Source organism: Streptomyces sp. NPDC037126 (genome assembly GCF_055605965.1).
Genome location: NZ_JBVJTD010000011.1, coordinates 43,158 through 57,492 on the forward strand (window position 1 = coordinate 43,158; position 14,335 = coordinate 57,492).

Consider the following 14,335-nt stretch of genomic DNA (forward strand, 5'->3'; position numbering starts at 1 on the left):
CATGCTGCGCTTCCTCGTCCGCCGGATCATCGGTGCCGTCGTCATTCTGTTCCTGCTGAGCATCGTCACGTTCGTGCTGTTCTTCGGGGTGCCCCGGGACCCGGCGCTGCTGATGTGCGGCAAGACCTGCAACCCGGACAGCATCGCGAACATCCACCATGTGCTCGGCCTGGACAAACCCATCACCGAGCAGTACTGGATCTTCCTGCACAACCTCTTCCTGGGCAGCAACCAGTTCGCCCAGGGCCCGTGCCCGGCTCCGTGTTTCGGCTACTCGTACCACACCAACGAGCAGGTCTGGGGCACGCTGATGGACCGCCTGCCCACCACCGTCTCGCTCACCCTGGGCGCGGCCGTGTGCTTCCTCGTCATCGGCCTCGGCACCGGACTGCTCGCCGCCTGGCGGCGCGGCACGATGATCGACAAGACGGCCACCGCGGGCGCCATGGTCATCAGTTCGCTGCAGATCTACTTCCTCGGCCCGCTGGCCCTGGCCCTCCTCGTCTACCAGACGCACTGGTTCGACAAGCCGGCCTACAACGAGTTCACCCAGGACCCCGTCACCTGGTTCACCGGACTGATCATCCCCTGGGTGGTCCTCTCCACGATCTTCGCCGCGCAGTACACCCGTATGGCACGGTCCGCGATGATCGAGCAGCTCCAGGAGGAACACGTCCGCACCGCCCGCGCCAAGGGCATGTCCCGGCGGTACGTCTTCTTCCGCTACGCCTGGCGCGGCTCGCTGATCCCGATCGTCACCATCTTCGGCATCGACCTGGGCTCGCTGCTCGGCGGCGCCATCATCACCGAGTACACCTTCAGCCTTCCGGGCCTCGGCAACCTCGCCGTGCAGTCCGTCTTCTTCAGCGATCTGCCGCTGCTGCTCGGTGTGATGCTGTTCTCGGCCACCATGATCCTGCTGTTCAACATCATCGTCGACGCCGCCTACGCCTTCATCGACCCGCGCGTGCGGCTGTCCTAGGAGCACTGTCGTGACCACTGTGACCAAGGAGGCCGGTACCCCGATCCCGGCCGGAGGCGGTCCCCTGCTCTCGGTACGGGACCTGCACGTCAGCTTCAAGACCGAGGACGGCGTCGTACGGGCCGTGGACGGGCTCTCGTTCGACCTGGAGCGGGGCAGGACGCTCGGCATCGTGGGCGAGTCCGGCTCGGGCAAGTCGGTGACGAACCTGACCATCCTCGGTCTGCACAACCCCATGTTCACCACGGTCGAGGGCGAGATCCTGCTGGACGGGCGGGAGTTGACCACGGCCCGCGAGTCGGAGCTGGAGAAGCTGCGCGGCAACAAGGTCGCCATGATCTTCCAGGACCCGCTGACCGCCCTCTCCCCTTACTACACGGTCGGCCGGCAGATCGCCGAGCCGTACATGAAGCACAACGGCGCCTCGAAGAAGGACGCCTGGGACCGCGCCGTGGAGATGCTCGGCAAGGTCGGCATCCCCAACCCGCAGCAGCGGGCGAAGGACTACCCGCACCAGTTCTCCGGCGGTATGCGCCAGCGCGCGATGATCGCGATGGCGCTGGTCTGCGACCCCGACCTGCTGATCGCCGACGAGCCGACCACCGCCCTGGACGTGACGGTGCAGGCGCAGATCCTGGACCTGCTCAAGGACCTCCAGCAGGAGTTCGGGTCCGGCATCGTCTTCATCACCCACGACCTGGGGGTGATCGCCGACATGGCCGACGACATCATGGTGATGTACGCGGGCGGCGCGGTGGAGCGGGGCACGACCGACCAGGTGCTGCGCTCGCCCCAGCACCCGTACACCTGGGGCCTGCTGAACTCGATGCCGCGCCTCGACTCCGACCCGGGCGCCCAGCTGTCCCCGATCCCGGGCGCCCCGCCCTCCCTGCTGACCCCGCCGTCCGGCTGCCGCTTCCACCCGCGCTGCACGTTCCAGGACCGGGTGGAGGGCAACGGGCGCTGTGTGGCCGAACGGCCGCTCCTCGCCCCCGACCGGGCGTCGGCCTGCCATCTCACCGCCGACCAGAAGCGGACCATCTTCATCGAGGAGATCAAGCCCCGACTGGGCTAGGTCGTCATAGGAGGACACCGTCATGAAAGAGGACCTGGTCCTCCCGGCCCCGCGTGCGAAGGGCACCGGCGCGGACGGGGAGCCGCTGCTTCAGGTCTCGGGGCTGACCAAGCACTTCCCGGTCAAGGGAGGCTTCCCGATCCGCCGTACCATCGGCCAGGTCCAGGCCGTGGACGGCATCGACCTGACCGTGCACGCCGGCGAGAGCTTCGGTCTGGTGGGTGAGTCGGGCTGCGGCAAGTCGACGACCGGCCGGCTGATCACCCGGCTCCTGGAGCCGACCGGCGGCACGATCAAGTACCGGGGCCAGGACATCACCCACGCGGGCCGCAAGGGTCTGGCACCGATCCGGTCCGAGATCCAGATGATCTTCCAGGACCCGTACGCCTCGCTGAACCCGCGGCAGACGGTCGGCAAGATCATCGCCGGTCCGATGGAGATCAACGACATCAACCCGGCCGGGGGCCGCGAGAAGCGGGTCCGCGAACTCCTGGAGATCGTGGGCCTGAACCCGGAGCACTTCAACCGGTTCCCGCACGAGTTCTCCGGCGGTCAGCGCCAGCGCATCGGTGTCGCCCGCGCGCTGGCCCTGGAGCCGAAGCTGATCGTCGCCGACGAGCCGGTCTCCGCCCTGGACGTCTCCATCCAGGCGCAGGTCGTCAACCTCCTCCAGCAGGTGCAGAAGGACCTGGGCATCGCGTTCGTCTTCATCGCGCACGACCTCGCGGTGGTCCGCCACTTCTCGCACCGCGTCGCGGTGATGTACCTCGGCAAGATCATCGAGGTGGGCGACCGCGAGTCCATCTACACCCGTCCGCGCCACCCCTACACGCACGCCCTGCTGTCCGCGGTGCCCGAGGTCAACCTGACGGACGGGGAGACGAGGGCCCGCGAGCGCATCCGCTTGGCGGGGGACGTGCCCTCGCCCATCTCCCCGCCGTCCGGCTGCCGTTTCCGCACCCGCTGCTGGAAGGCCCAGGACAAGTGCGCGACCGAGGAGCCGCCGCTGATCCGGATCTCCGGAAACCGCGACAGCCACCTGACGGCGTGCCACTTCCCGGAGGAGCCGACGATCGAGGGCCGGGACGAGGACATCGTCCTCGACCCGGCGCTGGCGGCGCTGGAGGACACCGCCGGCGGCGAGGACTAGACAGCTAGGGCGACGGCACGCCGGCGGGCGAGGGCAGGCCCCCGCCCGCCGGCGCGGCCACGGTGACGATCTCCTGGCTGGCGGATGTCAACGGCCCCCGCCCCCAGTCGCCGTACTGCTCCACGATCGTCAGACCGGCCCCCGCGAGGAAGCCCTCCAGCGCCCCGGCGTCCAGGAAGCGGAGCACACTGTGGCTGACCCGGGGGGCGGGCCAGCGGTCGCTGTCGAAGGTCTCGGTGAGGCGCACCCGGCCCCCGCTGAGCCCGTCGTCCCGCACCTCGTGCCACACCCGTACGGCGGCCCCGTCGGCGGTGGTGACCTCGTGCACCCGCTCCGGCGTCCAGCCCTCCCAGGCGCGGGCCGCGGGATTGCGGGTCTCGAACACGAACCGCCCTCCGGCGCCGAGGGCCTCGCGGACCGCGCGCAGACAGCCGCGGATCTCCTCGTCCCCGACCAGCGCCTGGAAGGCGTGCCCGGTCATGACGACGAGGTCGAACTCCGCGGCCCACCTGCGTACTTGTGTGTCCCCGAGCACCCACTCCACGTCCGGCCGGGCCCGCCGCGCCTGTACGAGCATGGCGGCGGCCGGGTCGAGCCCCATCAGCCGGCCCGGGTGCCCCTCGGCGCGAGCTCTGCGCAGCAACTGCCCGGTGCCACAGCCGACGTCCAGCACCGACCGTGCCTCCCGCACCAGACCGAGGTAGAAGTCGTCACCCGGTCCCCAGGGATTCAGGCTGTCGTAGAGCCCGGCGAGCGAGAGATCAGCGAACGAGTGATCCACCACCGCGGCAGTCTGACACACGTTCCTGAACGGTGCGTCAGTTTCCCCGTCACTTCTCGAAGTCTTCGCGACAACGTCGCGGACGAGGAGCCGCACCGCGTCCGCGGGGCCGGACACGGCGAAGGCCCGCGCCTTGGGGAGGCGCGGGCCTTCGTCCCTGGACCGGACGTTCACGGGCTCGGGTCAATGGGCCGGAGAAGGTCCGTTCCGCGAGGAGCGGCTGACGAAAAGGGGTGTGTCAGGCCGCGGCCTCGGGGTCCTTGGGCAGGCGGGGAGCCGGGATGGCCTCCGTGGTCTCAGGATAGTGGCACGCGGTGAGGTGACCGGGCTTGTTGCCGTCGGCCTGGACCAGCGGCGGGGCCTCCGTCGCGCACTTCTCCGTGGCCTTCCAGCAGCGGGTGCGGAAGCGGCAGCCGGAGGGCGGGTTGATGGGGGAGGGCACGTCGCCGACCAGGCGGATGCGCTCGCGCGGCTCCTCGTCCACCGTCGCCTCGGGCACCGCGGAGAGCAGGGCCCGGGTGTAGGGGTGGCGCGGGTTGTCGTACAGGTCCTCGCGGTCGGCGATCTCGACGATCTTGCCGAGGTACATGACCGCGACGCGGTGCGAGAAGTGCCGCACGATCGCGAGGTCGTGGGCGATGAAGACGAACGCGATGCCGAGTTCCCGCTGGACCTTCTGCAGCAGGTTGACGACCTGCGCCTGGATGGAGACGTCCAGGGCGGAGACCGGCTCGTCGGCGACGATCAGCTTCGGCTCCAGGGCCAGCGCGCGGGCGACACCGATGCGCTGGCGCTGACCGCCGGAGAACTCGTGCGGGAACCGGTTGAAGTGCTCCGGGTTCAGGCCCACGATCTCCAGGAGTTCGCGGACCCGCTTCTCGCGGCCCCCGGCCGGGTTGATGTCGTTGATCTCCATCGGACCGGCGATGATCTTGCCGACCGTCTGCCGCGGGTTCAGCGAGGCGTACGGGTCCTGGAAGATCATCTGGATCTCGGACCGGATCGGTGCCAGACCCTTGCGGCCCGCGTGGGTGATGTCCTGGCCCCGGTACTTGATCGTGCCGCCGGTCGGCTCCAGGAGCCGGGTGATCAGCCGGCCGGTCGTCGACTTGCCGCAGCCCGACTCACCGACGAGGCCGAGGCTCTCGCCCTCGGAGACCTGGAAGTCCAGGCCGTCCACGGCCTGCACCGCACCGACGGTCCGCCGGATCGGGAAGCCGCCCTTGATCGGGAAGTGCTTGGTCAGCCCGGAGACGTCCAGGAGGGGGTTCGTGTTGCTCATGGTCGTGAAATCCCGTCTGGTGTCCGTCAGTGGTGCCGGGTTCCGGCGAAGTCGGCGAAGAGTTCCTGCTTCTGCTCCTGGGTGAGGTGGCAGGCGGAGCCGCGGCCCTCGACGACCTCCAGCAGCGGCCGCTCGCCGGAGCACAGCCCGCCCGCGACCTTCTCCTGGAAGGCACAGCGCGGGTGGAAGCGGCAGCCGGACGGCGGGTTGAGGAGCGAGGGCGGCGAACCCGGGATCGGCGTCAGCGGCACGTCCACCGGGCCGTTCAGGCTCGGCATGGAGTTCAGCAGGCCCAGCGTGTAGGGGTGGTCCGGGCTGCGGAGCACCTCCTGCTTGGTGCCGCGCTCCACGCACCGGCCGCCGTACATCACGAGCACGTCGTCCGCGATGTCGGCGATCACACCGAGGTCGTGGGTGATGAAGATGATCGCGGTGCCGAACTCCTGCTGGAGGTCCTTGAGCAGGTCCATGATCTGCGCCTGCACCGTCACGTCGAGGGCCGTGGTCGGCTCGTCGGCGATGAGCAGCTCGGGGTCGCAGACCAGCGCCATCGCGATCATCGCGCGCTGGCGCATACCGCCGGAGAACTGGTGCGGGTAGTCGTCGACGCGCATGTCCGGCTGCGGGATCCCGACCCGGCGCAGCATCTCGATGGAGCGCTTGCGTGCCTCGGACTTGGAGCAGCCCGTGTGCTTGCGGTAGGTCTCGCCGATCTGGGTGCCGATCGTGTGGTACGGCGACAGCGAGGCCAGCGCGTCCTGGAAGATCATGGACATCTTGTTGCCGCGCAGCCGCTCCAGCTCCCTCTCGGAAGCGGTGAGCAGCTCCTTGCCGTCGAGGAGGATCTCCCCCTCGATCGCCGTACGGTCGCGGTCGTGGAGGCCCAGGATCGTCAGGTTGGTGACCGACTTGCCGGAGCCCGACTCGCCGACGATGCCGAGGGTCTGGCCCTTGGCCAGGTCGAAGCTGAGACCGTCGACGGCCTTGACGATGCCGTCCTCGGTGGAGAAGTGGACCTTTAGGTCCTTGATCGAGAGGAACGGCTGCTGATCGGTGCTCGTCACGGGGACGCTCCTGAGGGGGGTGATGCGAGGGGTCGGGAGTGGGGCGGAGGTCAGGCGAGCCGGATCCGCGGGTCGATGGAGGCGTAGACGGCGTCGACGACGATGTTGAACACCACGATCGCGCCGGCGGACAGCAGGGTGACACCCAGCAGCATGGGCAGGTCGCTCTTGGCGACGGAGTCGACCGCGAGGCGGCCGACGCCCTGGAGGCTGAAGGTGTACTCGGTGATCATCGCGCCACCGATGAGGGTGGCCAGGTCGATGCCGAAGATGGTGACGATCGGGCCCATGGCACCGCGCCAGGCGAACCGGAAGAAGACGTTGCTGCGGGACAGGCCCTTGGAGCGGGCCGTGCGGACGTAGTCCTCGCTCAGCGTCTCGACCAGCTGGGAGCGGGTCATACGGGTGTAGTTGGCGGTCCAGATCAGGGCCAGGACCAGCCAGGGCAGCAGCAGGCCGGAGGCCCAGGCGGTCGGGTCCTGGGTGATGGGCGTGTACGACGGGTTGTCGAGGATGCCGAGCTTCGCGACGAAGATGTACATCGCGATGTAGCCGATGAAGTAGATCTGGAGCGAGGAGCCGATCAGCGACGCCGAACTGGCCAGCTTGTCCTGCCACTTGCCCTGCTTGACGGCGGCGAGCATGCCGGAGCCGACACCGAGGATCAGGAAGACGACGGCGGAGCCGAAGGCGAGCGAGAGGGTCAGCGGCAGCCGGTCCAGGATCGTGCCGAGGACGGGCTCGCGGTTGGCGAACGAGTAGCCGAGGCAGGGCGCGCTGCAGTTGCCGAAGTCGCCGTAGCTCCGTCCGACGAAGAGGCCCTTCAGCCAGTACCAGTACTGGACGGGTATCGGGTGGTCGATGCCCAGGTTGTGCCGGACCTGCTTGAGCATGTCGGGCGTGCAGTTCTTGCCGCACGACATCATGGCGGGGTCACGCGGGATGGCGTAGAAGAGCCAGAACGTGACGGCACTGATGATCAGCAGGATGACCATCGCGCCGAGGACTCGGCGGACAAGGAAGCGGAGCATGGGGCGTGACTTTCCGGACGGGGCGCCGTCGCCGGGATAGGGGGGTGGGCCTGAGGGGGCGGCCGGTTCGTGGCCGCCCCCGCGGGGTCGAGCGCGCTTACTTCATGGCGTACAGCTTGCAGAGCGCGACGCAGGTGTTGCCGGCGTCGTAGACGACGTTGCCGACCTTGGACCCGTACATCCAGTTGCGGATGGAGTGGTAGTCCGGGACCACCGGCGCCAGCTCCATGATCTGGCGGTCGATGGCACCCCAGGCCTTGTTGGCGGCCGAGACGTCGGCGATCGTCGAGGCGTTGTCGATCGCCTTGTTCACGCTCGCGTCGTTCAGCTGAGCGTAGTTGCTGCGGCCGTCGCCGATGTTCTTGCCGTCCCAGCAGGGGTAGAACACCGAGTAACCGCCCGGCCAGTCCGGGCTCCAGCCAGCGGCGAAGAGGTCGTACTCGTTGTCGACCTTGCCGATCTGGGTGTAGAAGGTCGTCTTGTCGATCTGCTTGTTGACGACCTGGAAGCCGGCCGCCTCGAGCGAGCTCTTGATCTGGACGGCCTGCTTCACCGCGTTGTCGGAGTGCTGGTAGGCGATGACCAGCTTCTGGCCGAGCTTGCCGGCCTCCTTCAGCAGGGCCTTGGCCTTGACCGGGTCGCCGGCGGGCTTCTTGTCCGTCCCGTAGAGGTCGAACTTGTCGTAGCCGGGGGTGACCGGGCTGAGGATGGTGGTGGCCAGCTCGCTGGTCGACGCGCCGCCGCGGATGGTCTGCAGCTGCTGGTGCGGCCAGGCCCAGTTGATGGCCTGACGGACCTTGAGGTCCTTGATGCGGGTCATGTTGATCGGCCAGTAGTACGTGACCGTGTCGACCTGGGTGAGGACGCGCTTCTTGAGGGTCGCGTTGGTCATGACCTGCGCGATGCGCTCGGGCGCGACCTCGTTGAAGATCGACATCGTGTACTGGTCGTTGCCCTTGTCCGAGATGTAGCGGTCGGTGGAGGCAACGGACTCGAAGCCGAACTGGAAGACGTACTTGTCCGGGTACGCGTTGCGCATCGAGTCCGTCTTCGGGTCCCAGTGCTCGTTGCGTACGTAGGTCAGCGACTTGCCGACCTGGCGGTCACCGATCTTGTAGGGGCCGAGCGCGTACGGGCGCTTGTCGTACTTCTCCTTGGTGTCGTGCTTCTTGTTCACGAAACCGTAGCCCGGCATGGCGAGCGTGTAGTTGAAGTCGGTGCGCGGCTCGGTGAGGTGGAAGGTGACCGTGTTGCCGGAGACCTCGAGCGAGGCGAGGTGCTTGCCGTCGTAGGGGCCCTTGTACTTGTCGCCGCCGACCATCCACTGCTGGACGTAGCGCGGACCCTCGGTGACGAACGAGGCGAAGAGGCGCTCGAAGGTGTGGCGGACGTCGTCCATGGAAAGGTCGGTGCCGTCCTCCCACTTGATGCCGTCCTTGAGGGTGAACGTCCAGGTCTTGCCGCCGTTCTTCATCGTGCCGGCGTCCGTGGCGACGTCGCCGACGAGGGTGCAGCCGCCCTTCTCGTCGATCTTGTAGCCGGTCAGACCGCGCAGGATCGGGCGGGTGATGGCGCCCTCGGTGGAGACGTAGATCTGCGCCGGGTCCATGTGGTCCATGTCGAACTGGTCGAGGGAGTAGATCGTCCCGCCCTTGACCGCGCCCGTGACCTCGGGGGCCGGACCCGTCGAGTCCGCCTTGGTGCCGACCGGGATGTTCACGGTCTTGGCCTTGCTCACCGACGGGATGTTCTTGTCGCTGGAGCTGCTGCCGCTGCTGCAGGCGCTCAGCACGGTGGTGGAGGCCGCGGCCACACCGGTGGCGATCAGGAAGTTTCTACGTGAAAAAGACATGCTGAGCCTGCCTCTGTGGGTCAAATCGGATGATCGGAGCAACCGGACGTCGTCGAACCGGGCCGGGTTGAACTGGTTGGCTAGCGCTTGGACTTGGGGTCGAGCGCGTCGCGCACGGAGTCGCCGAGCAGGTTGAAGGCGAGGACGAAGATCACCATGGACAGGCCTGGGAAGAGCATGAAGGTGAAGTCCTCGGTGTAGAACTGGGCGCCGCGCTGGATCATGACGCCCCAGTCCGGCGTCGGGTCGTTGATGCCGACCCCGAGGAAGGCCAGACCTGCTTCCGCCGTCACATAGGTCGGCAGCATGAGCGTGGACTGGATGAGGATCGGAGTCCAGAGGTTCGGCAGCAGCTCCTTGAACACGATGCGCATCGGTGACGCGCCCGTGACCTTGGCAGCCTCGACGAACTCGCGTTCGCGCAGCGCGAGTACCTGACCTCGCAGCAGTCGGGCGATGCTGGCCCAGCCGAACGCGGACAGCACGATGATCAGCGAGAAGGCGATCAGTGAGGTCGGGATGTTGTCGTTGTCGGCGACGAACAGGCCGTAGACGACCGGCATGAACGCGATCATGAAGAGCGTCGAGGGGAACGACAGCACGATGTCGATGATCCGGCCGACGAGATAGTCCGTCCTGCCGCCCAGGTAGCCGGCCGTGACGCCGATCACGACACCGAGGATCGTCGTGAGCAGGGTGGCCGCCGTGGCGATGCCCAGCGAGGTCCGGATGCCGTACAGCAGGAACGTGAAGACGTCCCGGCCGAGCTGCGGCTCGATACCGAACCAGAACTGGGAGCTCATGCCACCGTTCGGGCCGGCCGGGTACGCGAAGGGGTCCAGCAGGCTCGGGTCCTGGCTCGCATACGTCGTGTACGGGTTCTTGCCGTACAGCTTCGCTATGAGCGGTGCCGCGATCGCGATCACGAAGAAGAAGATCACGACATAGGCGGATATGACGCCCGTCTTGTCACGCTTGAAGCGCTTCCAGGCGAGCCTTCCCGGAGAGCGGCTCTCGCCGCCCTGCGAGCCGCCGGACGTGCTCGACTTCGCCGCGGACTCGTCGGTCACCTCAAGCGGGGCAGCCGCTGATGGAGTTGGGGGGGTCATGGTGCTCCTGGCCCAAGGGAGGGTCTGATGACTCCGCAGGGCGCTCCCCTACGGGCTACGCCGGACTTTTTCAACGCAATTCATTCAAGGTCAATAAATTCTCGACCGGCTTGGGTTTCTCTTTACAGTCTTTGCCTGTACTTGGTCATTCCGTAGCTACGCGGGTAGCGCGCCGTAATCAATCCGTGCTTCACATCGGACTAATCGGGCTAATCGGGCAACAAGTTCGATATGCGGACGGTGGTGTGTCGAAATGCGTACATCGGCACGTCCCAATCCAACGTTTCGGCAACGTTGCGCGATGATCCATTGCGCGCTGCGAGGAAGATCGTCCGTCGCCGTCCGGCCGGGTGCCTGCATTCGGATGACGTGTCCCTCTAAAGGCTCCTCAATCGGGCGGGGTGCATGCGTTATGTCTCCTATGGGTCGATATTGACCGGTAATGATTCGGTGATCGCGGAGGAGGCATCCATGCGAGGAGGCGCGCACGTCCGCCGGGCGTCGTGCGCGGCCGTGACGGCCCTCCTGGCGGCTCTCCTGGCGTCCGGCTGCGGCGGGGGTGCGGGCGGCGGTGGTGGCCCCGGTGTGCTCAGCGCCTCCTGGGGCGACCCGCAGAACCCGCTGGAGCCCGCCAACACCAACGAGGTCCAGGGCGGCAAGGTCCTCGACATGGTCTTCCGCGGGCTGAAGCGCTACAACCCGAGGACCGGGGCGGCCGAGGACATGCTCGCGCAGCGGATCGACACCTCGGACTCGCGGAACTTCGCCGTCACCGTCAAGGACGGCTGGCGGTTCAGCAACGGGGAGCCCGTGACGGCCCGGTCCTTCGTCGACGCCTGGAACTACGGCGCGAGCCTGAGGAACAACCAGAAGAACGCCTACTTCTTCGGCTACATCGAGGGCTACGACAAGGTGCACCCGGAGACCGGCGCCCAGAGCGCCGACACCCTCTCCGGGCTCAGGGTGACCGGCCCCCGCACCTTCACGGTCAGGCTCAACCAGAAGTTCTCGACATTCCCCGACACGCTCGGATACGCGGCTTTCGCCCCGCTGCCCCGGGCGTTCTTCGAGCACCACTCGGCCTGGCTGAAGAAGCCGGTCGGCAACGGCCCCTATTTGATCAAGTCCTATACCAGGGGCTTCATGATGTCGCTCCGGAAGTGGGGCGGCTACCCGGGACCGGACAAGGCGAGGAACAACGGGGTGGACCTCAGGGTCTACACGGACAGCAACACCGCGTACACGGATCTGCTGGCCGGCAACCTCGATCTCGTCGACGACGTCCCCGCCCCGCAGCTGAAGTTCATCAGGTCCGACCTGCACGGCCGGTACATCAACGCCCCGGCCGGCATCATCCAGACCCTCGCCTTCCCGTACTACGACCCGGCCTGGAACAAGCCCGGTACGGAGAAGGTCCGCACGGGACTGTCCATGGCGATCGACCGGGACCAGATCACGAGCACGATCTTCCTGAGGACCCGCACCCCCGCCACCGACTGGACCTCTCCGGTCCTCGGCGCGGCCGGCGGCTACAAGGCCGGCCTGTGCGGCAAGGCCTGCGAGTACCACCCGGCCGAGGCCAAGCAGCTGATCCAGCAGGGCGGCGGGATCCCCGGTGGCCAGCTCAAGATCACGTACAACGCCGACACGGGCTCGCACAGAGAGTGGATCGACGCGGTGTGCAACTCCATCAACAACACGCTCGGCAACGACAAGGCGTGCGTCGGCAACCCCGTCGGCACCTTCGCCGACTTCCGCAACCAGATCGGGCAGCACCGGATGAGCGGTCCGTTCCGCGCGGGCTGGCAGATGGACTACCCGCTCATCCAGGACTTCCTGCAGCCGCTCTACTACACCAACGCCTCGTCCAACGACGGCAAGTGGTCCGACAAGGAGTTCGACCGGCTCGTCGACCGGGCCAACGCCGAGACCGTCACGGCCCGGTCCATCAAGCTCTTCCAGCAGGCCGAGGAGGTGGTCCGCGACAACATGGCCGCCATCCCGCTCTGGTACCAGAACGGCAGCGCCGGCTACTCCGAGCGGCTGTCCCACGTGGCGCTCGATCCGTTCAGCGTCCCCGTCTACAACGAGATCAGGGTCGGCTGAGCCGGCATGGGACGCTACGTCGTCCGGCGACTGCTCCAGATGATCCCGGTGTTCCTCGGTGCCACCCTGCTCATCTTCCTGATGGTGAACGTGATGGGCGACCCCATCGCGGGCCTGTGCGGCGAGCGGGCGTGCGACCCGGCGACCGCGGCCCAGCTGGAGCGGGAGTTCGGCCTGGACCGGCCGCTGTGGCAGCAGTACCTCACCTACATGGGGGACGTCTTCACCGGAGACTTCGGCACGGCGTTCAACGGCCAGCCGGTCACCGAGCTGATGGTGTCGGCGTTCCCCGTCACCATCCGGCTCACCATCGTGGCCATCCTGTTCGAGATCGTCATCGGCATCACGTTCGGCGTCGTCACCGGCCTGCGGCGCGGCCGGCCCGTCGACACCGGCGTGCTCCTCGCCACCCTGGTCGTCATCTCCGTCCCCACCTTCGTCACCGGTCTGCTGCTCCAGTTGCTGCTCGGCGTGCAGTGGGGCTGGATCAGACCGTCCGTGTCCCCGGCCGCCACCTTCGGCGAACTCATCGTGCCCGGACTGGTGCTGGCCTCGGTCTCGCTCGCCTACGTCACCCGGCTCACCCGTACCTCCATCGCGGAGAACAAGCGGTCCGACTACGTCCGCACCGCGATCGCCAAGGGCCTGCCCCGGCACCGGGTCATCACCCGGCACCTGTTGCGCAACTCGCTCATCCCGGTGGTCACCTTCATCGGCACCGACATCGGCGCGCTGATGGGCGGCGCGATCGTCACCGAGCGGATCTTCAACATCCACGGCGTCGGCTACCAGCTCTACCAGGGCATCCTGCGGCAGAACACCCAGACGGTCGTCGGCTTCGTGACCGTCCTCGTGCTGGTCTTCCTCGTCGCCAACCTCCTCGTCGACCTCCTGTACGCCGTACTCGACCCGAGGATCCGCTATGCCTGAACAGCCGCACGAGCACGAGAGCGCGATCGCCGGCACCGGCATGGGCGGCGCCATGGACCTCGGCGCGAGCGAGGCGGCGACCCTGGAGAAGACCCCGGGCGGACCGCAGGGCACGGGCCCGGCAGGCAAGCCGCGCTCGCTGTGGTCCGACGCCTGGCGGGACCTGCGGCGCAACCCGGTCTTCCTCGTCTCCGCCGTCGTCATCCTCTTCCTGGTCTTCATCTCGCTGTGGCCCTCGGCGATCGCGCCCGGCAGCCCCCTGACGTGCGAGCTGTCCAAGGCCCAGGACGGCGCGGGTCCCGGCGCCCCCTTCGGGTACGACGGACAGGGCTGCAACGTCTACACGCGCACCGTCTACGGTGCTCGTACGTCCGTCACGGTCGGCGTGTGCGCCACGCTCGGGGTCGCCCTCCTCGGGTCGGTCCTGGGCGGCCTGGCGGGCTACTACGGCGGGTCCTGGGACTCGCTCCTGTCGCGCGTCACCGACATCTTCTTCGCCATCCCGGTCGTCCTCGGCGGTCTCGTCCTGCTCTCCGTCGTGACCAGCAATACGGTCTGGCCGGTCGTCGGGTTCATGGTGCTGCTCGGCTGGCCGCAGATCTCCCGCATCGCGCGCGGCTCGGTCATCACCGCCCAGCAGAACGACTACGTCCAGGCGGCCCGCGCCCTCGGCGCCTCCGACTCCCGCATCCTGCTGCGGCACATCGCCCCGAACGCGGTCGCCCCGGTCATCGTCGTGGCGACCATCGCGCTCGGCACCTACATCGCCCTGGAGGCGACCCTGTCCTACCTCGGCGTCGGGCTCAAACCGCCCAGCGTCTCCTGGGGCATCGACATCTCCGCCGCCTCCCCGTACATCCGCAACGCCCCGCACGCCCTGCTTTGGCCCTCGGGTGCCCTCGCCATCACGGTCCTGGCCTTCATCATGCTCGGCGACGCGGTCCGCGACGCCCTCGACCCGAAGCTGAGGTGA

12 protein-coding genes are annotated in these 14,335 nt (G+C 67.7%); 6 read left to right on the forward strand and 6 right to left on the reverse strand.

Going from position 1 to position 14,335, the window contains the following annotated elements; translation table 11 throughout:
- Position 1 precedes the first annotated feature (1 nt).
- Genes ACZ7FF_RS23715 through ACZ7FF_RS23725 form a run of 3 tightly spaced genes read left to right on the forward strand, consistent with a single transcriptional unit; the run spans position 2 to position 3,207 of the window.
- Complete coding sequence (locus tag ACZ7FF_RS23715) at positions 2-982, forward strand: ABC transporter permease (protein ID WP_470814259.1); 981 nt, start codon at positions 2-4, stop codon at positions 980-982.
- A gap of 10 nt (positions 983-992) precedes the next feature.
- A complete protein-coding gene (locus tag ACZ7FF_RS23720) occupies positions 993-2,057 on the forward strand; it encodes an ABC transporter ATP-binding protein (RefSeq protein ID WP_470814260.1) in 1,065 nt (354 codons plus the stop codon).
- A gap of 22 nt (positions 2,058-2,079) precedes the next feature.
- The gene (locus tag ACZ7FF_RS23725) at positions 2,080-3,207 is read left to right on the forward strand and encodes an ABC transporter ATP-binding protein (RefSeq protein WP_470814261.1); all 1,128 of its coding nucleotides are present in this window, start codon (positions 2,080-2,082) and stop codon (positions 3,205-3,207) included.
- Between the two features lie 4 nt (positions 3,208-3,211).
- On the opposite strand, the gene ACZ7FF_RS23730 is transcribed toward ACZ7FF_RS23725, so the two are convergent.
- From ACZ7FF_RS23730 to ACZ7FF_RS23755, 6 genes are all read right to left on the reverse strand, one after another.
- Positions 3,212-3,991 carry a class I SAM-dependent methyltransferase gene (locus tag ACZ7FF_RS23730; RefSeq protein ID WP_470814262.1) on the reverse strand — a complete coding sequence of 260 codons (780 nt, stop codon included), beginning with the start codon at positions 3,989-3,991 and terminating at the stop codon, positions 3,212-3,214.
- A 235-nt stretch (positions 3,992-4,226) separates the two neighbouring features.
- Entirely contained in the window at positions 4,227-5,270 is a 1,044-nt protein-coding gene (locus tag ACZ7FF_RS23735; RefSeq protein WP_470814263.1) for an ABC transporter ATP-binding protein, read from the reverse strand.
- Between the two features lie 26 nt (positions 5,271-5,296).
- The gene (locus ACZ7FF_RS23740) at positions 5,297-6,334 is read right to left on the reverse strand and encodes an ABC transporter ATP-binding protein (protein WP_470814264.1); all 1,038 of its coding nucleotides are present in this window, start codon (positions 6,332-6,334) and stop codon (positions 5,297-5,299) included.
- Positions 6,335-6,384: 50 nt separating this feature from the next.
- On the reverse strand, positions 6,385-7,365 hold the full coding sequence (locus ACZ7FF_RS23745; protein ID WP_470814265.1) for an ABC transporter permease: 981 nt from the start codon (positions 7,363-7,365) through the stop codon (positions 6,385-6,387).
- A gap of 97 nt (positions 7,366-7,462) precedes the next feature.
- Positions 7,463-9,217 carry an ABC transporter substrate-binding protein gene (locus ACZ7FF_RS23750; RefSeq protein WP_470814266.1) on the reverse strand — a complete coding sequence of 585 codons (1,755 nt, stop codon included), beginning with the start codon at positions 9,215-9,217 and terminating at the stop codon, positions 7,463-7,465.
- 80 nt (positions 9,218-9,297) lie between these two features.
- Positions 9,298-10,287, reverse strand: a complete 990-nt coding sequence (locus ACZ7FF_RS23755; protein WP_470814267.1) for an ABC transporter permease — start codon at positions 10,285-10,287, stop codon at positions 9,298-9,300.
- A gap of 510 nt (positions 10,288-10,797) precedes the next feature.
- On the opposite strand from ACZ7FF_RS23755, the gene ACZ7FF_RS23760 reads away from it, so the two are divergent.
- Genes ACZ7FF_RS23760 through ACZ7FF_RS23770 form a run of 3 tightly spaced genes read left to right on the forward strand, consistent with a single transcriptional unit; the run spans position 10,798 to position 14,335 of the window.
- Positions 10,798-12,432, forward strand: a complete 1,635-nt coding sequence (locus tag ACZ7FF_RS23760) for a peptide ABC transporter substrate-binding protein (RefSeq protein ID WP_470814268.1) — start codon at positions 10,798-10,800, stop codon at positions 12,430-12,432.
- A gap of 6 nt (positions 12,433-12,438) precedes the next feature.
- On the forward strand, positions 12,439-13,362 hold the full coding sequence (locus ACZ7FF_RS23765; RefSeq protein WP_470814269.1) for an ABC transporter permease: 924 nt from the start codon (positions 12,439-12,441) through the stop codon (positions 13,360-13,362).
- Positions 13,355-14,335, forward strand: coding sequence for an ABC transporter permease (locus tag ACZ7FF_RS23770; RefSeq protein ID WP_470814270.1), 981 nt, complete (start codon positions 13,355-13,357; stop codon positions 14,333-14,335). Before ACZ7FF_RS23765 ends, ACZ7FF_RS23770 begins: the two co-directional genes overlap by 8 nt.